22 protein-coding genes are annotated in these 21,223 nt (G+C 74.9%); 15 read left to right on the forward strand and 7 right to left on the reverse strand.

All coding sequences use genetic code 11. The features are described 5' to 3' along the window. Window positions 1–784: inositol monophosphatase family protein (locus tag E9529_RS04640; protein WP_236829933.1), on the forward strand; the 784-nt coding region annotated here is incomplete at its 5' end. A gap of 11 nt (window positions 785–795) precedes the next feature. On the opposite strand, the gene E9529_RS04645 is transcribed toward E9529_RS04640, so the two are convergent. Further along, window positions 796–1,332 (reverse strand): LytR C-terminal domain-containing protein, encoded by a 537-nt coding sequence (locus E9529_RS04645; RefSeq protein ID WP_236829934.1) that lies wholly within the window; start codon window positions 1,330–1,332, stop codon window positions 796–798. Between the two features lie 116 nt (window positions 1,333–1,448). Next, window positions 1,449–2,495, reverse strand: coding sequence for a phosphotransferase family protein (locus E9529_RS04650; protein ID WP_236829935.1), 1,047 nt, complete (start codon window positions 2,493–2,495; stop codon window positions 1,449–1,451). Window positions 2,496–2,781: 286 nt separating this feature from the next. Between E9529_RS04650 and E9529_RS04655 the strand changes: the two genes are divergently transcribed. The 6 genes from E9529_RS04655 (at window position 2,782) to E9529_RS04680 (ending at window position 6,843) form a co-directional block, all read left to right on the forward strand. Further along, window positions 2,782–3,081: a DUF4193 domain-containing protein gene (locus tag E9529_RS04655; protein ID WP_091930594.1), complete on the forward strand. Its 300-nt coding sequence runs from the start codon at window positions 2,782–2,784 to the stop codon at window positions 3,079–3,081. A gap of 92 nt (window positions 3,082–3,173) precedes the next feature. Further along, window positions 3,174–4,040, forward strand: coding sequence for a hypothetical protein (locus tag E9529_RS04660; protein ID WP_236829936.1), 867 nt, complete (start codon window positions 3,174–3,176; stop codon window positions 4,038–4,040). 274 nt (window positions 4,041–4,314) lie between these two features. Next, a complete protein-coding gene (gene dut, locus E9529_RS04665; protein ID WP_236829937.1) occupies window positions 4,315–4,821 on the forward strand; it encodes a dUTP diphosphatase in 507 nt (168 codons plus the stop codon). 1 nt (window position 4,822) lies between these two features. Beyond that, window positions 4,823–5,554, forward strand: coding sequence for a DUF3710 domain-containing protein (locus E9529_RS04670; RefSeq protein ID WP_236829938.1), 732 nt, complete (start codon window positions 4,823–4,825; stop codon window positions 5,552–5,554). 64 nt (window positions 5,555–5,618) lie between these two features. Next, complete coding sequence (locus E9529_RS04675) at window positions 5,619–5,996, forward strand: OB-fold nucleic acid binding domain-containing protein (RefSeq protein ID WP_236829939.1); 378 nt, start codon at window positions 5,619–5,621, stop codon at window positions 5,994–5,996. 61 nt (window positions 5,997–6,057) lie between these two features. Beyond that, window positions 6,058–6,843, forward strand: coding sequence for a DUF3159 domain-containing protein (locus tag E9529_RS04680; protein WP_236829940.1), 786 nt, complete (start codon window positions 6,058–6,060; stop codon window positions 6,841–6,843). A gap of 49 nt (window positions 6,844–6,892) precedes the next feature. Here E9529_RS04680 and E9529_RS04685 read toward each other — a convergent pair whose 3' ends face one another. Both E9529_RS04685 and E9529_RS04690 read right to left on the reverse strand, forming a co-directional pair. Beyond that, on the reverse strand, window positions 6,893–7,573 hold the full coding sequence (locus E9529_RS04685; RefSeq protein WP_236829941.1) for a TrkA family potassium uptake protein: 681 nt from the start codon (window positions 7,571–7,573) through the stop codon (window positions 6,893–6,895). After that, window positions 7,573–8,241 carry a TrkA family potassium uptake protein gene (locus E9529_RS04690; protein WP_236829942.1) on the reverse strand — a complete coding sequence of 223 codons (669 nt, stop codon included), beginning with the start codon at window positions 8,239–8,241 and terminating at the stop codon, window positions 7,573–7,575. The genes E9529_RS04685 and E9529_RS04690 overlap by 1 nt, the downstream gene beginning before the upstream one ends. A 171-nt stretch (window positions 8,242–8,412) precedes the next feature. Here E9529_RS04690 and E9529_RS04695 point away from each other — a divergent pair, with 171 nt between their 5' ends. The 7 genes from E9529_RS04695 to E9529_RS04725 all read left to right on the forward strand — a co-directional run bounded on the left by E9529_RS04695 (window position 8,413) and on the right by E9529_RS04725 (window position 15,071). Beyond that, window positions 8,413–10,455: an APC family permease gene (locus E9529_RS04695; protein ID WP_236829943.1), complete on the forward strand. Its 2,043-nt coding sequence runs from the start codon at window positions 8,413–8,415 to the stop codon at window positions 10,453–10,455. Next, window positions 10,448–11,788, forward strand: coding sequence for a class I SAM-dependent RNA methyltransferase (locus tag E9529_RS04700; RefSeq protein ID WP_236829944.1), 1,341 nt, complete (start codon window positions 10,448–10,450; stop codon window positions 11,786–11,788). The genes E9529_RS04695 and E9529_RS04700 overlap by 8 nt, the downstream gene beginning before the upstream one ends. 107 nt (window positions 11,789–11,895) lie before the next feature. After that, window positions 11,896–12,045, forward strand: a complete 150-nt coding sequence (locus E9529_RS04705; RefSeq protein WP_236829945.1) for a hypothetical protein — start codon at window positions 11,896–11,898, stop codon at window positions 12,043–12,045. Between the two features lie 68 nt (window positions 12,046–12,113). Continuing rightward, window positions 12,114–12,341, forward strand: a complete 228-nt coding sequence (locus E9529_RS04710; RefSeq protein WP_236825064.1) for a DUF4177 domain-containing protein — start codon at window positions 12,114–12,116, stop codon at window positions 12,339–12,341. A 54-nt stretch (window positions 12,342–12,395) separates the two neighbouring features. Further along, window positions 12,396–12,764, forward strand: coding sequence for a hypothetical protein (locus tag E9529_RS04715; protein WP_236829946.1), 369 nt, complete (start codon window positions 12,396–12,398; stop codon window positions 12,762–12,764). Between the two features lie 106 nt (window positions 12,765–12,870). Continuing rightward, window positions 12,871–14,790: a 1-deoxy-D-xylulose-5-phosphate synthase gene (gene dxs, locus E9529_RS04720; protein WP_236829947.1), complete on the forward strand. Its 1,920-nt coding sequence runs from the start codon at window positions 12,871–12,873 to the stop codon at window positions 14,788–14,790. Further along, window positions 14,787–15,071, forward strand: a complete 285-nt coding sequence (locus E9529_RS04725; protein WP_236829948.1) for an MTH1187 family thiamine-binding protein — start codon at window positions 14,787–14,789, stop codon at window positions 15,069–15,071. The genes dxs and E9529_RS04725 overlap by 4 nt, the downstream gene beginning before the upstream one ends. A gap of 87 nt (window positions 15,072–15,158) precedes the next feature. Here the strand turns inward: E9529_RS04725 and E9529_RS04730 are convergent, their stop codons facing one another. The 3 genes from E9529_RS04730 to E9529_RS04740 all read right to left on the reverse strand — a co-directional run bounded on the left by E9529_RS04730 (window position 15,159) and on the right by E9529_RS04740 (window position 19,807). Then, window positions 15,159–16,292 (reverse strand): ScyD/ScyE family protein, encoded by a 1,134-nt coding sequence (locus E9529_RS04730; protein ID WP_236829949.1) that lies wholly within the window; start codon window positions 16,290–16,292, stop codon window positions 15,159–15,161. Between the two features lie 228 nt (window positions 16,293–16,520). Further along, window positions 16,521–18,605 carry a 3-hydroxyacyl-CoA dehydrogenase NAD-binding domain-containing protein gene (locus tag E9529_RS04735; protein WP_236829950.1) on the reverse strand — a complete coding sequence of 695 codons (2,085 nt, stop codon included), beginning with the start codon at window positions 18,603–18,605 and terminating at the stop codon, window positions 16,521–16,523. Beyond that, window positions 18,602–19,807 carry a thiolase family protein gene (locus tag E9529_RS04740; RefSeq protein WP_236829951.1) on the reverse strand — a complete coding sequence of 402 codons (1,206 nt, stop codon included), beginning with the start codon at window positions 19,805–19,807 and terminating at the stop codon, window positions 18,602–18,604. Before E9529_RS04740 ends, E9529_RS04735 begins: the two co-directional genes overlap by 4 nt. A 222-nt stretch (window positions 19,808–20,029) precedes the next feature. On the opposite strand from E9529_RS04740, the gene E9529_RS04745 reads away from it, so the two are divergent. Beyond that, window positions 20,030–21,124 carry a sugar ABC transporter substrate-binding protein gene (locus tag E9529_RS04745; protein WP_236829952.1) on the forward strand — a complete coding sequence of 365 codons (1,095 nt, stop codon included), beginning with the start codon at window positions 20,030–20,032 and terminating at the stop codon, window positions 21,122–21,124. The last annotated feature ends 99 nt before the right edge of the window (window positions 21,125–21,223 follow it).

Consider the following 21,223-nt stretch of genomic DNA (forward strand, 5'->3'; position numbering starts at 1 on the left):
CCTCCTCGAGGTGGCGGTCGCGGCGGCCCGGGAGGCCGCCGTCCTGGTGGCCCGGGGCCGCGACTCCGCCGGGGACCGGGTGAGCACCAAGTCCAGCCCGGTCGACGTCGTCACGGCGGTGGACGCCGCCAGCGAGGAGCTGCTGGTGCGACGCCTGCTCGAGGCCCGCCCGGCGGACGGCGTGCTGGGGGAGGAGGGCGCGGCGCGGGAGGGGACCAGCGGGGTCCGGTGGATCGTCGACCCGATCGACGGCACCGTGAACTTCCTCTACGACATCCCTGCCTACGCCGTCTCCGTGGCCGCCGAGGTCGACGGCGTGGTCCGCGCCGGGGCGGTGCTCAACGTGGCGACGGGGGAGCTGTTCACCGCGACCTCGGGCGGGGGCGCGTGGCTGGCGGCTCCGGGACGGCCGGTGCGCCGGCTCGCGGTCAGCGCGCCGCCGTCCCTGGAGCAGACGATGGTCGCGACCGGTTTCGGCTACCGGGTGGAGCAGCGACGGGCGCAGGGAGCGGTCGTGGCGGAGCTCGTGACCCGGGTGCGCGACATCCGGCGGTTCGGCAGCGCGGCGCTGGACCTGTGCGCGCTGGCCGCCGGCCGGGTCGACGCCTACTACGAGCTCGACCTCAACCCCTGGGACCACGCCGCCGGCGCGCTGGTGGCCGCCGAGGCCGGAGCGGTGGTGAGCGGGCTGGACGGCGCCCCGGTGGGGGAGCCGATGGTGATCGCGGTGGCGCCCGCGGTCGCCGCGCCGTTCGCCGCGCTGGTGTCCGAGCTGCACCGCTGAGCGGTGCCTTCTCAGCAGTCGCTGGGGGCGTCCTCCGGGGCGGTCAGCGCCGCCTCGACCTCCTCGGGGGGCGCGACACCGGGGAACTCCGGGCCGAGGACCAGGTCGACCACCGCGGTGGCCCGGGTGTCGGGGTAGTAGCTGACGCCGGGTGCGTACACCCCCAGGAAGCGGGCGGCGTCCCGCCCGGGCGAGCCGTGGCGCACCTCGCCCGCGCCCTCGACCACCCGGGTGGTGGGGTCGTTGGCGACCTCGCTGATCGTGAAGCCGCGGCCGGCGAGCTCGTCGGCCACCGTCTGCGCGAGCCCGCCCTGGTCCGTGGCGTTGAACACCCGCACCGAGACCGCGGCCGGGTCCAGCGACGGCGGCGGCTCCTCGGCGGCGGCGCACTCCTCGGCCGCATCGGCGCGCCGCTCCTGGTCCTCGCGCAGCACCGTCCACCACACGGCGCCCGTGGCCAGGGCGAGGACGAGCAGGAAGATCAGCGGGGGGAGCGGACGACGTCCACTGCGCGGGCGCACCGGAGGCTGGACGGTGCGCTCGGTCACGGTGGTTCTCCTCGGCGAGGACCGGGCAGCGGGCGCGGACCGGCCGGGACGGACGGAGCGTCGCCGCGACTGCTGCGGACGGCTGTCGGTTGCGAGCTTAGGGCCGGGCTGCGCGGCTAGATCGCACCGTCGTCCAGCGCGGCGCGTCCCCGCTCGACGCACGGGTCGATCCGGTCGGCGTAGCCCGTCGTGTCCTTGCCCGCCATGGCGCCGGCGGCCGAGCGGGCGACGATGCCGGCGACGATGGCCGCGAACTTGAAGTACGCGAACCCGACGTACCAGTTGAGGTCGGAGAGGTCGAGACCGCTGCGCTCGCCGTACCGGGCCGCGACCTCCGCGCGGGTGGGGAAGCCCTCCAGCGCCGTCACCGTGCTCTGGCCGGCGACGCTGCGCTCCCCGGCCTGCGGCCAGTAGACGTGCAGCATGCCGAGGTCGGCCAGCGGGTCGCCGAGGGTCGACATCTCCCAGTCCAGCACCGCCCGCACGCGGCCGGGCACCTCCGGGTCGAGCAGGCAGTTGTCCAGCCGGAAGTCGCCGTGGACGATCCCGTGCCGCTGGGTCGTGGGCACGGTCTCCGCGAGCCGGGCGGCGAGGGCGTCCAGCCCCGGGCGGTCGCGGTCGCGGGTCGCCTCCCACTGCTGGGTCCAGCGGCGGACCTGGCGGGCCATGAAGCCCTCCGGGCGGCCGAAGTCGGCCAGGCCGACCGCGGCCGGGTCGACCGAGTGCAGGTCGGCCAGGACGTCGACCAGGCCCTCGCCGATGGCGCGCCGCTGGTCGGGCGCGTCGGCGTAGCCCTCGGGGATCCGGTCGATGACGTGCAGGCCGACGACCCGCTGCATCACGTAGAACGGCGCACCCAGCACGCCGGTGTCGGTGCACAGGTGCAGCGTCCGCGGCACGGGCACCGGCGTGGGACCCAGCGCGGAGATCACCTTGTGCTCGCGCGCCATGTCGTGCGCGGTGGCCAGCACGGCGCCCGTCGGCGGACGCCGCAGGATCACGGAGTCCCCGGCCGACCCACCCTCGGGCGTGACCACGTAGGTCAGGTTGGACATGCCGGCGGCGATCAGGTCGACGGTGACCGAGCGCCAGCGCTCGTCCCCCAACGCGGAGGCCAGATACGGCCCGACGACGGCTGGATCAGCACCTGAGGGAGTCGCCACCGGCGCAGGGTAACCTCTGGCGCTCCGCGACCCGCCCGACCGTTCCTGGTCCCGATGTGTCACCTCCCCGGAGTCGGGCACAAATCGGGGCCGGACGGCGTTGGGGGGCTGCCGGCCCCTCCGCGAGGGGAGGCCGGCGCACGTGGACGGGCGCCCGACGCGGGCCGCCCCCACACCGACCCACCGGTCGCCCACCGGCGAACGGCCAGGACGACGGCGCGCACCCTGCGCCGCGTCAGACGAGCGGGCACGACGCCCGCGGAACCCCGGAGGAGGGGCACACCCCATGGCCACCGACTACGACGCCCCGCGCCGCAACGAGACCGACGAGCTCGGCGAGGACTCGCTCGAGGAGCTCAAGGCGCGGCGGGCCGAGGCGCAGTCCTCGTCGGTCGACGTCGACGAGACGGACTTCAACGAGAACCTCGAGCTCCCCGGTGCCGACCTGTCCAACGAGGAGCTGACCGTCCGCGTGCTGCCCAAGCAGGAGGACGAGTTCACCTGCTCGCGCTGCTTCCTGGTGCAGCACCGCAGCCGGCTCGCCTCCACCCGCGGCGACCAGCTGTTCTGCCGCGACTGCGCCTGAAGGAGGACCCCCTCGCCCCCCGCCGCCCGCACGCCCGCGGCGGGGCCCCGCGAGGGGGCCGTTCCAGCGCCGCACCGTGAAGGGGACGACGGATGACCGAGGGCTCGCGCACCGGCGCACCACGTGACGTGCCGCCGCCGCGCCCCGTCGCGCAGCAGGACCCGCCGGCGGCCGAGGAGAGCTCGCTCGCCCGCGCCGGACGAGCGGTCGCCGACGCCGTGGCCGGGCTGACCGGCGGCAGCGCCGGGCGGTCGACCGGCGCGGGCCTGCGCGACGTCGTCGGTGCCGTCGCCGGGGCGGTCGCGAACGCGTTCGGCGGTGACGACCGGCCCGCGCCGAAGCCGTCCGGCCCGCAGGCGGCCGGCGGCGACGGCCGGGCACCCGGCGCGCTGCTCGGCGACCTCCTCGCGGCGGCGGCGCCGCGGCTGCCGATCCGCGACCGGGAGCGGCTGCGCGCCGCCCACCCCGGGGCGTCCGACGACGAGATCGCCGAGGCGCTCGTCCAGCGCGCGGCGCGCGTGACCTCCGGGATCGGTGCGGCCACCGGCGGGCTCTCGGCCGCGCACTGGTTCGCCCCGCCGTCACTGCTGGCGGTCCCGCTGGAGCTGGGGGCCGAGACGGTCCTGGTGGCCGCCGTGGAGGTGGTCCTCATCGGCGAGCTGCACGAGCTGCACGGCCGCCGGGCCCCGGGGGACGCCGCCGCGCGCGCCCAGGCCTACCTCGCGGCGTGGTCGGAGCAGCGTGCGGTGCGGGACGGCGGCGTCGCCGGACTGGGTGCGGTGCTGGGCGCCGCCGGCGTACGCGCTCTCCGCCGGCGGGTGACCCGCCGGCTGGCCGGGGCGCTGCCCGCGGCCGCGCCGTTCCTCGTCGGCGCGGCCCTGTCCGGCCGCGGCAACCGCCGGGCGACCGAGAGCCTGGCGCGCCGGATCCGCGACGACCTGCAGGACCCGCCAGCCTGACCCCGGTGACGGGCTCGAACGGCCTCCCTGCAGGGACCCGCCGCGAGCCTGGCGACGGCATGGAACGGCCTCCCTGCAGGGACCCGCCGCGAGCCTGGCGACGGTATGGAACGGCCTCCCTGCAGGGACCCGCCGCGAGCCTGGCGACGGTATGGAACGGCCCCGTCCCGGGCCCCGCCCTGAGCCCGGTGACGGATGGAACGGCCTCCCTGCAGGGACCCGCCGCGAGCGTGCGAGCGGTGGGGGGCAGGGAGGTCCTTATAGGGTCGCCGACGTGCCCGAGACCTCCACCGGGCCGGACGTGCCCGTCCGGCTCACCGCCCCCGACGGCGCCGTCCCGCGGTACGCCCTGGCCGGTGACGCGGGCGCCGACCTGAGCGCTGCGGAGGACGTCGAGCTGGCCCCGTTCGAGCGGCGGCTGGTGGGTACCGGTGTCGCGGTGGCGATCCCCGAGGGTTACGCCGGTTTCGTGCACCCGCGCTCGGGGCTGGCGCACCGGCTCGGCCTGAGCATGGTGAACGCCCCCGGCACCATCGACGCGGGCTACCGCGGGGAGATCATGGTCAACCTCATCAACCTGGACCCGGTGACGCCGCTGCGGCTCTCCCGCGGCGACCGCATCGCGCAGCTGGTGGTGCAGCCGGTGGCCCGCGCGCGGTTCGTGCCGGTGCGCGAGCTCCCGGCCAGCGCCCGCGGCGAGGGCGGGCACGGCTCCACCGGCGGGCACGGGGGCGCGTCGCCCGGGTCCTCCGACGCACGAGCACTCGAGGGGCAGGGCTGACATGCCGTTCGGACGGCGGCGCAACCGCATCGACCGCAGCCTGCGCGAGCGGGGCGTGCCCCCGGAGCCGCAGACCCGCATCCGGGAGGTCGAGGAGACCACCGGGCCCTGGGACGAGGCCGACGCCCCCCAGGACGGGCTGGCGCGCATCGACCTGGGCGCCATCCGGCTGCCCGCGCTCCCCGGGATGGACCTGCGGGTGGAGCTCAACCAGCAGCAGAAGGTGGTCGGCGCGACGCTGCGCCACGGCGGCTCGCTGCTGCAGGTCGCGGCCTTCGCGGCGCCCCGGGCCGCCGGCATCTGGGACGACGTCCGCGCCGAGCTGGCGCGCAGCGCCTCCGGGCAGGGCGCGTCGCTCACGGAGGTGGAGGGGCCCTTCGGCCTCGAGCTGACCGGCACCGTCGTCGCGACCGCGCCGCCGCAGCCCGGGCAGCCGGCCCCGCGGGCGACGCGGCGGCCGGCCCGCTTCCTCGGTGTCGACGGGCCGCGCTGGTTCCTGCGCGGCCTGCTGAGCGGCTCGGCCGCCGCGGACGGGGAGGCGGAGGCGCGGGCGCTGGAGGCGGCGTTCCGCGGCATCGTCGTCGTCCGGGGCTCCGAGCCCATGCCGGTGCGCGAGCCGCTGCCGCTGACCTTGCCCCCGCAGGCCGCGGCGCAGCTGGCCGCCCAGCAGCCGCCTCCGGGCGCGGGCCCGGGCCAGCCGCCGGCCGGTGGCCCGGCCGGTCCGCCCGCCTGACGACGCGACGCAGGGAACACCCGTGCGCGCCCCCGTGTGCAACCCCACGAACTACGCTGGTCCCGTGACGGAGACCCGATCGGCGGGCTGGTGGTCGCGCACGTTGCAGCGACTCACCGCCGACGACCAGACCATCGACGCCCAGGAGCTCCGTGAGGGCTCGGCCAACGCCGGCTGCGAAGCGGTCAGCGCCTGCCGCAAGGGCGAGGTCGTCACCGTCACCGGCCGGCTGAAGTCCGTCGTCTACACCCCGCGCGAGACGGTGCCCACGCTCGAGGCCGAGCTGTTCGACGGGTCGGGGTCGGTGACCCTGGTCTGGCTGGGGCGCCGGCGCATCGCGGGCATCGAACCCGGCCGCTCGCTGACCGCGCGCGGCCGGTTCGCCGCCTTCGACGGGCGGCAGGTCATCTACAACCCCTGGTACGAGCTGAGCGCCGGCTGACCGCCGCGGGGTGGCGGTCAGCCGCCACGCGCACGACCGCGAGCGAACGAGGGGGACGAGGGTGACCGCAGCCGGCCGGCCGGACGACGGCGACGGCGGGTCCGACGCCGGGGCGACCTCGCTGTTCGACCGCGACCAGCTGATGGCGCAGCTCGGCGGCTGGCGCGGCATGGTCGACGCGACGCTCCCGACCGTCGCGTTCATCGTGGCCAACGGCCTCGGTGGGCTGCGCACCGGAATCTGGGCGGCGGTGGCCGCGGCGGTCGTGGTCTTCGGCCTGCGGCTGGCCCGGCGGCAGAGCGTCCAGCAGGCGGTCAGCGGGCTGATCGGCGTCGGCATCGCGGTGGCGATCGCCGCCAACACCGGCGAGGCCCGCGACTTCTTCGTGCTCGGGATCGTGCGCAGCCTCGTGGTCGGGGTGGTCCTCCTCGGCTCCATCCCGTTCCGCTGGCCCCTCGTCGGCGTCGTCGCGGAATTCCTCGCCCCGAGCCACCTGGGGTCGATGGCCGCGCACTCCCTGCCGTGGAACCGCCGGGCGGCGCGGGGGAGCACCGAGCCGGTGGCGAGCGCGCCGGTGACGCCCGACCCGACCGCCGCACCGCAGCTGCACTGGCGTCGCGAACCGCGGCTGCTGCGCGCCTACTCGTGGCTGACCGCGCTGTGGGCCGCCTCGTTCCTCCTGCGCGCCGGTGTGCAGTGGGTGCTCTACCGCGCCGACGAGGTGGAGCTGCTGGGCACCGCCTCGGTCGTGCTGGGCCTGCCGCTCACCGCCGTCGTGCTGGTGATCACGCTGTGGGTGGTCGCCCGCCTGCACCGGCACCGCGCCCCGGGCCCGCCCGAGGCCTGAGAGGACGCCGTCCTCCGCACCCTCGGGCGGAGAACCCGGACGGGACCGCTCAGCGGCCGGCGCCGCCCGGGCCCTCCGGCGCGAACACGTACTGCAGCTCTTCCTCGGTGTCGCCGTGCGACACGAACAGCAGCTCGTCCCCGGACTCCAGCGGCTCGTCGGGCGACGGCGTGATCACCCGGTCCCCGCGGAGGATCGTGGTGAGCACCGTCTCGCGGGGCAGCGGCACCTCGCGCAGCGCGCGGCCGACCCACGGGGTGTCGTCGCCCAGCGTGATCTCCACCAGGTTGGCCGCGCCCTTGCGGAAGCTCATGAGCCGGACGACGTCGCCGACGGTCACCGCCTCCTCGACCAGGGCGGCGAGCACCCGGGGGGTGGAGACGGCGACGTCGACCCCCCACGCCTCGGTGTAGAGCCACTCGTTGCGCGGGTCCTTGACCCGGGCGACCACGCGGTTGACCGCGAACTCGGTCTTGGCCAGCAGCGACACGACCAGGTTGGCCTTGTCGTCACCGGTCGCGGCGACGACGACGTCGCAGGTGGCCAGCTGCGCCTCCTCCAGGGAGGAGACCTCGCACGCGTCGGCCTGCACCCACTCCGCGCCCGGCACCGAGCGGGTGCGGACCTTGCGGGCGTCCTTCTCGATGAGCATGACGGTGTGGCCGTTCTCCAGCAGCTCCCCGGCGATGGAGCGGCCGACCGCACCTGCTCCCACGATCGCGACGCGCATCAGTGGCCACCCTCCTGGGGGCCGCGCTCGACGACCTCGTGCACCCGCGCCGTCAGCTCGTCGGTGACGGCGACGACCAGCTGGTCGCCGTCCTGCAGCACCGTGGCCTGCGTCGGCAGCTGGGCCTCGCCGAACCGGGTCAGCCAGGCCACCCGGGCGCCGGTCGCCGTCTCGAGGGCGGCGAGTTTGCGGCCCACCCACGCGTCGCTGACCGTGACGCGCACCAGCGACACCTTCCCGGTGGGTTCTCGCCACAGCTCGCTGACCTTGACCGACAGCAGGTCGCGCAGCAGCCGGTTCACCGTCCACGGCACGGTGGCCACGCTCGGGATGCCCATGCGCTCGTAGACCTCGGCCCGCTTGGAGTCGTAGATCCGTGCGACGACGTGCTGGACGCCGAACGTCTCGCGCGCCACCCGCGCCGAGATGATGTTGGAGTTGTCGCCGCTGCTCACCGCGGCGAAGGCGCCCGCGGAGTCGATGCCGGCGTCCAGCAGCACCTGCCGGTCGAAGCCCAGGCCCTTGACCTGGCGCCCGGCGAAGTCCGGCCCCAGCCGGCGGAACGCCTCGGGGTCCTGGTCGATCACGGCCACGCTGTGCCCGATCTGCTCCAGGCGCCGGGCGATGGCCGAGCCCACACGGCCGCAGCCCATCACGACCACGTGCACGCGTCACTCCCGCAGATCCCGGTGGCGCCGGCGCCGTCCGCCCGCGCTCCACCGGCCGCGAAGCTACACCCGCCGGCCGTGCGCCAGCGCCCAGGACGCCCGTCTCACCCCGAGGGGCTGGGTGGGCCGGGTCACGCCCGCGGGGGCCCTGAGCGTCCGTACCATCGCGCCGTGCCAAGCCTGTCCGACCTCGGACAACTACCGAAACGCCTCGTCCTCGGCCGCCCCGTCCGCAGCGACCGAGCGGGGGAGTCGTTGCTCCCCAAGCGGCTCGCCCTGCCGATCTTCGCCAGCGACCCGCTCTCCTCCGTGGCCTACGCCACGCAGGAGATCCTCATCGTCCTCACCCTGGCCGGGACGGCGTTCCTCTTCTTCGCCCCCTGGATCGCCATCGGCGTCGTGGTGCTCCTCACGACGGTGGTGCTCTCCTACCGGCAGGTGGTGCGGGCCTACCCCTCAGGCGGCGGCGACTACGAGGTCGCCCTCAGGAACCACGGGCAGTGGGCCGGCGTGACGGTGGCGAGCGCGCTGCTCGTCGACTACGTCCTGACCGTCGCGGTGTCGGTGTCGGCGGGCACGGACAACATCATCTCGGCGTTCCCCGAGCTCAACGAGCACCGGGTGCCGATCGCCCTGGGCCTGGTGGCGCTGCTGGCCGCGGTCAACCTGCGCGGCGTCCGGGAGTCGGGCCGCACCTTCGCCGCACCGACCTACCTGTTCATCAGCGGCATCCTGGTCATGGTCGTCACCGGCCTGCTCCGGTACTTCGTCGCGGGCGGGGAGCTGGTGGCGGAGAGCTCGTCGTGGTCCGTGCTGCCCGAGCCGGGCTACGAGCAGGTCACCGGCCTGGCGCTGATCTTCTTCGTGCTGCGCGCCTTCGCCTCCGGGTGCACGGCGCTCACCGGTGTCGAGGCGATCGCCAACGGCGTCCCCGCCTTCCGCCCGCCCAAGAGCCGCAACGCGGCGACCACCCTGGCGCTGATGGGCGGCATCGCGGCCACCATGTTCGCCGGGGTCACCGCGCTGGCCCTGCTCGCGGACGTGAAGTACGTCGAGAACACCTGCGACCTGGTCGGGTTCCCCGGGGACTGCGAGACCGACCCGCAGCGCACGGTCATCGCCCAGCTCGCGGCGGCCACCTTCGGCGGCGACACCTCGTTCGGCTTCTTCTACGTGCAGGCGGCCACCGCGCTGGTGCTCGTCCTGGCGGCCAACACGGCGTTCAACGGGTTCCCGCTGCTGGGCAACGTGCTCGCCCAGGACCGGTTCATGCCGCGGCAGCTGCACACCCGCGGCGACAAGCTGGTCTACAGCAACGGCATCCTGCTGCTCGCCGGGTTCGCCGGGCTGCTCATCGTCGCCTTCGACGCCGACGTCAACCGGCTCATCCAGATGTACATCGTCGGCGTCTTCACCAGCTTCACGCTGGGCCAGACCGGCATGGTGCGGCACTGGAACCGCGAGCTGCGCGGGGTCGGCGACCCGGGGGTGCGGGCCCGCATCCGGCGATCCCAGGCGATCAACGCCGTCGGCGGCACGCTCACCGGCGTCGTCCTCGTGATCATCGTCGTCACCAAGTTCACCCACGGCGCGTGGCTGGTGCTGCTGGCCATGCCCGTCCTCGTCGCGCTGATGAAGGGCATCAACCGGCACTACTGCCACGTGTCCGAGCAGCTCGAGCCCGACACCGACGCGCGCACCCTGCCGAGCAAGGTGCACGCCGTCGTCCTCGTCTCCAAGGTGCACAAGCCGACGCTGCGGGCGCTGAGCTTCGCGCGGGCGACCCGACCCGACGCGCTGACCGCCCTCACGGTCAACGTCGACGACGGCGAGACCCGCGCGCTGCAGGCCGACTGGCAGCGCTACGACATCCCGGTCCCGCTCACCGTGCTCGAGTCGCCGTACCGGGAGATCACCCGTCCGGTGCTCGACTACGTGAAGGGCATCCGGCGGGACAGCCCGCGCGAGCTGGTGGTGGTCTTCGTGCCGCAGTACGTCGTCGGGCACTGGTGGGAGAACGTGCTGCACAACCAGAGCGCGCTGCGCCTGCGCGCCCGGCTGCAGTTCCAGCCCGGCGTGATGATCACGACGGTGCCGTGGCAGCTGGAGAGCTCGGTGGGTGCCGACGAGGACGGCCGCCGCGGCGGGCCGGCCCCCGGCGACCTGCGGCGCGGGTTCACCGACGACGAGGTCGACGTGACGCCCTATGGCTGAGAAGGGACCCCGTCCTCCCCGGCCCCCGCGGGCTCGCGGCGGGCCCCTGCGCCGGGGCCGTTCCAGCCCGCCACCGGACAAGGGGCTCGGGTGGGTCGGGCGGGAGTTCGAGGTCGAGGTGGGGCCGGTCGCGCACGGGGGGCACTGCGTCGCCCGGCACGAGGGCCGCGTGGTCTTCGTCCGGCACACGCTCCCCGGCGAGCGGGTGCGGGTCCGCGTCACCGAGGACCGGCACCCCGGCTTCTGCCGCGCCGACGCCGTCGAGGTGCTCGATGCCGCGCCCGCGCGGGTGGCGCGCCCCTGCCCGTACAGCGGCCCGGGGAAGTGCGGGGGCTGCGACTGGCAGCACGTGGACCCGGCCGAGCAGCGCCGGCTCAAGGCGGCGGTGGTCCGCGAGCAGCTGGTGCGCCTCGGCGGCCTGGACGAGCAGGACTCGGTGGTCTCCGGGCTCGCCGTGGAGGAGCTGCCCGGTGGCCCGCTGCGCTGGCGCTCCCGGGCCCGCTTCGCCGTCGACCGCACCGGCGCCGCGGGTCTGCGCCGGCACCGCTCGCACGACGTCGTGGTGCTCGACGACTGCCCGATCACCGTGGAGCCGGCCGCGCGGGCGGTGCTCGGCCGCCGCTGGCTCGACGCGGGCGCCGTCGACGTGTCCATCGACTCCGCCGGTGCGGTGACGACCGCCCCGCTCGACCGCCGCGGCCGCCCGCGCGCCGCCGAGGTCCGGCGGACGGGGGAGGAGCTGCCCGTGCCGGCCGGCCGTGCCGAGCGGCGCGCCGGCGGGCGGGACTGGGAGGTCGAGGGCACCGGCTTCTGGCAGGTGCACCCCGCCGCGGCCGACGCGCTGGTGGAGGCCGTCACCGGCTTCGCCGCCGCGACCGACGGGGAGACCGTGCTCGACCTGTACGCCGGCGCCGGGCTGTTCGGCGGCGCGCTCGCCCCGGCGGTGGGCGCCGGCGGCCGGGTGGTCTGCGTCGAGGCCGATCCCGGCGCCTGCGCGGCCGCGGACGCCAACCTCGCCGACCTGCCCCAGGCCGAGGTGTGGCAGGGCGAGGTGGACGCCGACGGGCTGGTCGACCTGCTCGCCGAGCTGGGGTCCGGGCCGGACGTCGTCGTCCTCGACCCGCCCCGCGCCGGCGCCGGGACGGCGGTGAGCCGCCTGCTGGCCGGGACCGGCGCGCGGGCGGTGGTCTACGTCGCCTGCGACCCCGCTGCCCTGGGCCGGGACGTCGCCGCGTTCGCCGCCGCGGGGTACCGGCTCGCCGCGCTGCGCGGGTTCGACGCCTTCCCGATGACCGCGCACGTGGAGTGCGTCGCGCTGCTCGTGCCCGCCTGAGGGGTCGCACGCACCGGTACGTGGCGGTTCGGCGACGGACGACCACTCCCGTCGCAGCAGTCACACGCGTCGACCTCCCCGGTCGTCCCCTGCGTAGCGTCCGCCGGGTGACGAAGGAGGAACCGATGCAGCGCACGACCAGTGCCCACCCGCAGGTGGCGGCGGCCCGCAAGCTCCTGGCGCTCGGGTGGTGGTTCGTCGCCGCCGGGGCCGCGCTCGCGCTGGGGCTCGAGGTGGAGGACGGCGTCGCCCTCTGACCACGGACGGCGGGCCGCCGCGCCCGCCCGGCTGCTCGCAGCGGAGCGGCCCTGGTTACGGTCAGGGGGTGCCCACGTGGGAATACGCCTCGGTCATTACCGCCAACGATGCGGAGTCGCAGCGGGCCGGCGTGAGCGTCAAGCTCCCCGGCGGTCAGCTCGAACGCCAGCAGGGCGACACCAGCTCGGTGCTCAACAAGCTCGGTGCCGAGGGGTGGGAGCTGGTCAGCTACCACTCCAGCGGCGCGGGAACCTGGGGGTTCGAGCAGTTCTGGCTCAAGCGCCAGTCCTCCTGACCCGACACGCCCCGGGATCGAACGCGTGTTCGACCCGTGGGGCAGAATGGTGCGGTGGGGACGACGCTGCCGCCGGGCTGGCCGGAGGAGGTGCGCCCGCCGGGCGCGCCCGACTGGGAGCGCACCGCCGTCGCCTGGCTGTTCGACCTGGTGCCCCCGGACTACCGCGCCCACGAGGTGCTGCGCCGGTACCCCGCGCTGCTCGCCCGGTTCGCCGGTGACCACGTCGCCGCCGGTCTGGAGGCGGCCCGCGCCGGCTGGCGCACGCTGCGGGTGGAGCTCGCCGACCAGCTGCCGCCGGAGGCGATCGAGGCGGCGATGGGCGCCTACGAGCGGGAGGGCGCCCGGCTGGCCGCAGCGGCCCGCGGGGTCGAGGTCGTCGGCGGGGCGCTGAGGGGGGAGCGCTGGGTGCCGCGGCTGTGAGCTGCATCCGCTCCACCCGTTCGACCGGAAGTGCCGGGGAACCGCAGTTACAGTGGATCGGCGGCTGCTCCCCGTCGCCGCCCGACCGAGAGGACACCGCCGCACCGTGCCGCTCCTGCGATCGCTGCAGGGCCCGGAGGACGTCAGGGCCCTCGAGTCCGAAGCGCTACCCGCCCTCGCCGCGGAGATCCGTGACGCCCTGGTCACCAGCGTGGCCCGGACCGGGGGTCACCTCGGGCCGAACCTGGGCTGCGTCGAGCTGACCATCGCCCTGCACCGGGTGTTCGACTCGCCGCGCGAGCCGATCGTCTTCGACACCGGCCACCAGTCCTACGTGCACAAGATGCTCACCGGCCGGGTCGACGGCTTCGAGCGGCTGCGCCAGCGCGGCGGCCTCTCCGGCTACCCGAGCCGGGCCGAGAGCGACCACGACTGGGTGGAGAACAGCCACGCCTCCACCTCGCTGTCCTACGCCGACGGGCTGGCCAAGGCCTTCGCGATCCGGGGCGACTCCCGCCCCGTGGTCGCCGTCATCGGCGACGGCGCGCTCACCGGGGGCATGGCGTGGGAGGCGCTGAACAACATCGCCGCCGCGCAGGACCGCCCGGTCGTCATCGTCGTCAACGACAACGGCCGCTCCTACTCGCCCACGATCGGTGGCGTCGCCGACGCGCTGGCCACCCTGCGGCTGCGCCCCGGCTACGAGAACGCGCTGCTCCAGGTGCGCCAGGCGCTGCACCGTGCCCCCGTCGTCGGCTCGGCGCTCTACGACGCGCTGCACGCCATCAAGAAGGGCCTCAAGGACGTCCTCTCGCCGCAGGGCATGTTCGAGGACCTCGGCCTGAAGTACGTCGGCCCGGTCGACGGCCACGACATCCGCGCGGTGGAGTCGGCGCTGCGCCGGGCCCGCTCCTTCGGCGGGCCGGTCATCGTGCACGCCGTCACCACCAAGGGCTACGGCTACCCGCCGGCCGAGACCGACCAGATCGACGCCTGGCACGCGACCGGGGTGTTCGACCCCGACAGCGGCGCCAGCGCACGCAAGACCGGGCTGGCCTGGACCGACGCCTTCGCCGACGAGCTGGTGCGCGTGGGCGCCGAGCGGCCCGACGTCGTCGCGATCACCGCGGCGATGCTGCACCCCACCGGTCTGGCCCCGTTCGCCGAGCGCTTCCCCGAGCGCACCTTCGACGTCGGCATCGCCGAGCAGCACGCCCTCACCTCGGCCGCCGGCCTGGCCATGGCGGGGCTGCACCCGGTCGTCGCCGTGTACTCGACGTTCCTCAACCGGGCGTTCGACCAGCTGCTCATGGACGTCGCGCTGCACCGGCAGCCGGTGACGGTGGTGCTCGACCGCGCCGGGGTCACCGGTGACGACGGCGCCTCGCACAACGGCATGTGGGACATGTCGATCCTCTCGGTGGTGCCCGGCCTCGCCCTGGCCGCGCCGCGCGACGAGGCGACCCTGCGGGAGGCGCTGCGCGAGGCGGTCGACATCACCGACGGACCGTCGGTCGTGCGCTTCCCGAAGGGCTCGCTGCCGCCGGACATCCCGGCGGTCGAGCGGCGCGGGCCGGTGGACGTGCTGCGCCGCGGGAGCCGGGCGGAGGTGCTGCTGGTCGCCGTCGGATCGATGGTCCCGATGTGCCAGGCCGTCGCCGAGCGCGCCGCGGACCACGGCATCGAGGTGACCGTCGTCGACCCGCGCTGGGTGCTGCCGGTCTCCACCGAGCTGGTCGAGCTGGCCGCCGGGCACCGGCTGGTCGTCACCGTGGAGGACGGCGGCCGCGCCGGGGGAGTGGGCACCACGCTCAGCCAGGCGCTGCAGGACCGCGACGTCGACGTGCCCGTGCGCACCCTCGGCCTGCCGCAGCAGTTCTTCGAGCACGGCAGCCGCGGGCAGGTGCTCGCCGACGCGGGGCTGACCGAGCAGGACGTCGCCCGGCGGATCGCGGAGTGGACCGCCCGGCTGACCGAGCGCGCCGGGGATGGCGTCGCCGAGGCGGCCGTCGAGGACCGGGCGTGACGGTGATAGCGGAGATCCAGGTGGCGCCCTCGCCGCCCGGCACCGCCGACGACCCGCACGCCCACGTCGAGGCGGCGATCGCCGTCATCCGGGCCTCCGGGCTGCACCACGAGGTGGGTGCCCTGGGCACCACGCTCGAGGGCGAGGCCGACGAGGTGTGGGCCACGCTGCGCGCCGCGCACGAGGCGATGCTGGCCGCCGGCGCCTCCGCCGGGCTCTCGCACATCAAGGTGGCATCGGTGAACCGGACGATGGACAGCCTCACCGCCAAGTTCCGCTGAGGACTGCCTCTCCCGCGCCGGGCAGCAGCCCACCTCGCGGTGTGCCACGAGGTGGGCTGCTGCATCGCGAGGTCGGGACCCCGTCGGTCAGCTCGCCGGGAAGGACCGCTCGGTCAGCCGCCAGACCTGCCCGTCGCTGTCGGGGGCGCCGGTGCCCGTGCCGGGCGAGAGCGAGTTGACCGCCACGTACACGTTCCCGAACGCGTCGGTGACCACGCCCGCCGGGGACGGCGCGGGCAGCGCGGCCCGCTCGCCCTTCCGCGGCACCAGCACCACCTGACCGGACCCGTCGCCGCCGAACAGCTCGCTGACGTACAGGTTGCCCGCCCGGTCCTGCGCCGCACCGGTCACCCCGGTGAAGCCCGCCCAGGTCTGCTGGACGGCCCCGGTCCGGCGGTCGAGCTCCCACACCCGGCCGGCGCCGGGCACCAGCGACCCGAGGCCGCCCACGATGACGTCGCCGTCGCGGCTGAAGCTCAGCGCCGTCGGCACCGGGTCGCAGGAGTAGCTGCCGTCCTGGTTGGGCCGGGTGTCGCAGGCACCCCCGGTGATGGTGGGCAGGACGGCGAAGACGCTGATCCGGCCGCGCTTGTCGACGGCGAGGACGGCGTTGGCCGCGGCATCGGCGACGAGCACCTTGTCGCCGACGTCGAGCACCGAGTAGGGGTTGGACTCGACACCCTGGCCGTCGGGGTCGTTCGCCGCCTCGAAGGCGCGGACGTCGGCGACGACCACGGGCGGCCGGCCCGCCGCCGCGCGCAGCAGCTTGCCCTCCTGCTCCTCCGGCAGCCCCGTGATGCCGTCCGGCACGTCGACGTCCTTGGCGATGTAGATGCGGCCCAGGGTGCGGGCGCTCGCCGCGTCGTTGCCGGTCGCCCCGGCCCCGGACGGGCCGGCCTCGGACAGCAGGCCGGTCACCACCCGCTGCGCGGTGACCCCCTCGACCTTCGCCGGGTGCCGCACGATGCTGACCGCCCCGGTGGTCCCGACGCAGACGGTCTCCTCGCCGACGTCGGCGCAGTCGTCGCCACCGGTGCCGGACTCCGCGATGACCAGGACCCCGTCACTGGTGAGGTCCAGCTGCCGCGGGTTGTCCAGGTGCCGCGCCACCGGCACCGGCGCCCACCGCGAAGCTTCGGCGGATCCCGCCGCCGGCGCGGCGGCCGCGGGAGTGATGGCCAGCGCTGTGACCGCCAGGCCGGCGGTGGCCGTTGCACACACGAGACGTCTCATCGTTTCCCCTGCCCAGTCCAGGTATCCGGACCGCGGGTACGGCCCGGTCAGGTCCCGAACCCGTCAGCGGCGCTCGAGGGGCGTCAAGATCTTCCGGCGCCGCGGGCGGGGGTGCGCCCCTGGCGGCGCCGTCCTCCCTCACCGCAGAGCGTCCTCCCTCACCGCGCACCGTGAGGGAGGACGCTCGACGATCAGCTCACCTGATCCCGGCCGGGGTCAGGCGGGGAGGGAGGCCACGCCCTCCGGGAGGAACCGGGAGCCGGTGACCCGCTCGGAGACGCCCGTCCGGTCCAGGTAGGCGGAGATGCCGCCCAGCCAGAACGGCCACCCGGCGCCGAGGATCATGCACAGGTCGATGTCCTGGACCGCCTGCACGACGCCCTCGTCCAGCATCAGCCGGATCTCCTGCGCCAGCGCGCCCAGCGCCCGCTCGCGCACCTGCTCCTCGGTGAGGGGTGAGTCGCCGGCGAAGGCGTCGGCGAGCTCCGGGTCGACGACGCCCGGCTCGACGAAGACGCTCGTCCTGCCCAGCTCGACGATCCGCTTGAGCCCCTCGCCGACGGCGAACCGGTCGGGGAACGCCTCGTGCATGCGCTCGGCGACGTGCAGCGCCACCGCGGGGCCGACGAGCGAGAGCAGCTCGAACGGCGTCATCGGCAGGCCCAGCGGGTCGAGCGCGCGCTCGGCGACCTCCACCGGCGTGCCCTGCTCCACGGCCGAGGTGACCTCGCCGAGGAAGCGGGTGAGCAGCCGGTTGACCACGAACGCCGGGGCGTCCGCGACCAGCACGCAGGACTTCTTCAGCGACTTCCCGACGGCGAAGGCGGTGGCCAGCGTCGCGTCGTCGGTCTGCTCGGCCCGGACCACCTCCAGCAGCGGGAGGACGGCGACCGGGTTGAAGAAGTGCAGCCCGACCACGCGCTCCGGGTGCTCGAGCTTGGCGGCCATCTCGGTCACCGAGAGCGCCGAGGTGTTGGTCGCCAGCACGCACGTGTCGGACACGACCGCTTCGACTTCTGAGAACACCTGCTGCTTGACCGACATCTCCTCGAAGACGGCCTCGATGACGAGGTCGGCGTCGGCGAAGGCGTCCTTGGACAGCGAGCCGGTCACCAGGCCCTTGAGCTGGTTGAGCTTGTCGGCGCTCAGCCGGCCGCGCTGGGCCAGCTTGTCCAGCTCGCCGTGGACGTAGGCCACACCCTTGTCCACGCGCGCCTGCTCGATGTCGGTGAGCACCACCGGCACCTTGAGCTGGCGGACGAACAGCATGGCCAGCTGCGAGGCCATGAGGCCGGCGCCGACGACGCCGACCTTGGTGACCTTGCGGGCCAGCGACCTGTCCGGCGCGCCGGCCGGGCGCTTGGCCCGCTTGTTGACCAGGTCGAACGAGTAGAGCGAGGCCCGCAGCGGGTCGCTCATCAGCAGCTCGGTGAGCGCGTCGTCCTCGGCCGCCGTCCCGGCGGTGAAGGCCTCGCCGTCGACGCCGGCCCGGGCCAGGTCGAGCAGCTCGACCGACCGGACGGCGCCGGGGGAGGCGTTGCGGGTGCGGCCGGCGACGATCGCCTTCGCCCGCTCGATGGCGCCGTCCCAGGCGGACCGGTCGATCTGCGGGCGGGAGACCTGCACCGAGCCGTCGAGGACGCCGACCGCCCACCCGAGCGAGCGCTCGAGGAAGTCGGCCGGCTCGAACAGCGCGTCGGCGATGCCGAGCTCCGCCGCCTTCGGGGCGGGCGTCATCTTGTTCTGCGCCAGGGCGTTCTCGACGACCACCGTGACGGCCGGGTCGATGCCGATCAGGTTCGGCAGCAGCTGCGTGCCGCCCCAGCCGGGCACCAGGCCGAGGAAGGCCTCGGGGAAGCCGACGGCGGCACCGGCGCTGATCGTCCGGTAGTGGCAGTGCAGCGCCAGCTCCAGGCCGCCGCCCAGCGCGACGCCGTTGACGAAGGCGAAGGTCGGGATCGTCGAGTCCTTGAGCCGCCGGAACACCCGGTGGCCGGTCTCGGCGATCTCCCGCGCCGCGGCGGCGTCGGTCACCGAGGGGACGCCGGAGAGGTCGGCGCCGACGGCGAAGATGAACGGCTTGCCGGTGACGGCGATCGCCGCCGGGGCGGGGGAGTGCGCCGCGATCTCGTCCAGCGCGGCGTCCAGCGAGGCCAGCCCGCCGGGACCGAAGGTGGACGGCCGGGTGTGGTCGTGGCCGTTGTCGAGCGTGATCAGCGCGATCTCGCCGACCAGGCCCGGGTAGGTCAGGAACCGCACCTTGGCGGCGGTCACGACCTCGTTCTCGAAGACGGCGCTCACTTGGTGTTGCCCTCCCAGTTCGGGTTCTCCCAGATCACGGTGGCGCCCATGCCGAGGCCCACGCACATGGCGGTGAGGCCGTAGCGGACGTCGGGGCGCTCGGCGAACTGCCGCGACAGCTGGGTCATCAGGCGGACACCCGAGGAGGCCAGCGGGTGGCCGACGGCGATGGCGCCGCCCCAGGGGTTGACCCGCTCGTCGTCGTCGGCGATGCCGAAGTGGTCGAGGAACGCCAGCACCTGGACGGCGAAGGCCTCGTTCAGCTCGAACAGGCCGATGTCTTCGATGGTCAGGCCGGTGCGGGCCAGGGCGCGCTCGGTCGAGGGGACCGGGCCGACGCCCATGACCTCGGGCTCGACGCCCACGAAGCCGTAGCCGACGAGGCGCATCCCGACGTTCAGGCCGAGCTCCTCGGCGACGTCCTCGGCGGCCAGCAGGCAGCCGGTGGCACCGTCGTTCAGCCCCGCGGCGTTGCCGGCGGTCACGTGCCCGTGCGGGCGGAACGGCGTCTTGAGGGTGGACAGGCCCTCGAGGGTGGTCTGCGGCCGGGGCGGCTCGTCGACGGTGGCCACGCCCCAGCCCTGCTCGGCCGAGCGGGTGGCGACGGGGACCAGCTCCGGCCCGATCTTGCCGTTGGCCAGCGCCTTGGCGAACTTCTGCTGGCTGGCCAGCGCGAACGCGTCGGCGCGCTCCTTGGTCAGGTGCGGGAAGCGGTCGTGCAGGTTCTCCGCGGTCGAGCCCATGACCAGCGCCGAGGGGTCGACCAGCTTCTCGCTGACGATCCGCGGGTTGGGGTCGACGCCCTCGCCCATCGGGTGGCGGCCCATGTGCTCGACGCCGCCGGCGATGGCGACGTCGTAGGCGCCGAAGGCGATGCCGCTGGCGGTGGTGGTCACGGCGGTCATCGCGCCGGCGCACATGCGGTCGATCGAGTAGCCGGGCACCGACTTCGGCAGCCCCGCCAGCAGGGCGGCGGTGCGGCCCAGGGTCAGGCCCTGGTCGCCGATCTGGGTGGTGGCGGCGATCGCCACCTCGTCGACGCGGTCGGCCGGCAGCGCCGGGTTGCGGCGCAGCAGCTCGCGGATCACGCGGACGACGAGGTCGTCGGCGCGCGTCTCGGCGTAGATGCCCTTCGGGCCGGCCTTGCCGAAGGGGGTGCGCACGCCGTCGACGAAGACGACCTCACGCAGCGAGCGGGACATGGGACCTCCGCAGGTTTCGGGACCGGGCCCGGGAGGGCGCGGCGGGCTACAAGTTACCCGCCGGTAACCGGCCGGGCCAAGCGCGGCACGGCCCCCGTTCGAGGGGGTTCCGGATCACGGTCCGGCAACGGCGCGGGGGTGTGCTTGCGGTCACAAGGAGGTGGCGCGCAAGATGACCCGCCGGAATTTCTCTGTAACCCCAACGAAATAGAGGTCCCTCTCATGGCGCGACGGCGCACGGTGACGACGGCGATCGCTGCGGCCCTGGTCTTCGGCCTGGCCGCGTGCGGCGGCGACGACAGCGACGGTGGCAACGGCGGCGGCGGTGGCGGCGGCGAGGCCGCGGCCGGCAAGGTCGGCGTGATCCTCCCCGACACCGCCTCCTCGGCCCGCTGGGAGTCGGCCGACCGCCCGCTGCTCGAGGCCGCCTTCGAGGAGGCCGGTGTCGAGTACGACATCCAGAACGCGCAGGGCGACGCCCAGCGGATGAGCACCATCGCCGAGCAGATGATCACCGAGGGCGTCACCGTCCTGGCGATCACCAACCTCGACTCGGCCTCGGGTGCGGCGATCCAGCGCCAGGCCGAGCAGCAGGGCGTGCAGACGATCGACTACGACCGGCTCACCCTGGGCGGCGAGAGCGACTACTACGTCTCGTTCGACAACACCGAGGTCGGCCGCCTGCAGGGCGAGGGCCTGGCGCAGTGCCTCGGCGACGAGCCGGCGAACATCGCCTTCCTCAACGGCTCGCCCGACGACAACAACGCCACGCTGTTCTCGCAGGGCGCGCACGAGGTCCTCGACGAGATGGACCAGTACACGCAGGTCGCCGAGCAGGCCGTGCCGGAGTGGGACAACCAGCAGGCCGCCACGATCTTCGAGCAGATGTACACCCAGGCCGGCGGTGACATCCAGGGCGTGCTCGCCGCGAACGACGGCCTGGCCAACGCCGTCGTCTCGATCCTGGCCCGCAACAACGTGGCCGGGCAGGTGCCGGTGACCGGTCAGGACGCGACGGTCGAGGGGCTGCAGAACATCCTCTCGGGCGAGCAGTGCATGACCGTCTACAAGCCGATCGCCGACGAGGCGCAGGCCCTGGCCGACCTGGCCGTGGCCCTGGTCAACGGCGAGGAGCCCGAGGTCGACGGCTCGGTCGAGGATCCTGAGGGTCAGCGCGAGGTCCCCTCGGTGCTGCTCGAGCCGGTCTCGATCTTCCGGGACAACGTGAAGCAGGTCATCGACGACGGCTACCAGACCGCCGCCGACGTCTGCACCGGTGAGTACGCCGCCGCCTGCACCGAGCTCGGCATCTCCTGAGCCATCCGGCCGGGGCACCCCTTCCGCGGGTGCCCCGGCCGCGTGCTTCCGCCCTGCCGCCCCGGCTCGCCCGGGGCCGGCAGGGCGGCCTATCGTCCC

Source organism: Blastococcus sp. KM273128 (assembly GCF_021698975.1).
Taxonomy (GTDB): domain Bacteria; phylum Actinomycetota; class Actinomycetes; order Mycobacteriales; family Geodermatophilaceae; genus Blastococcus.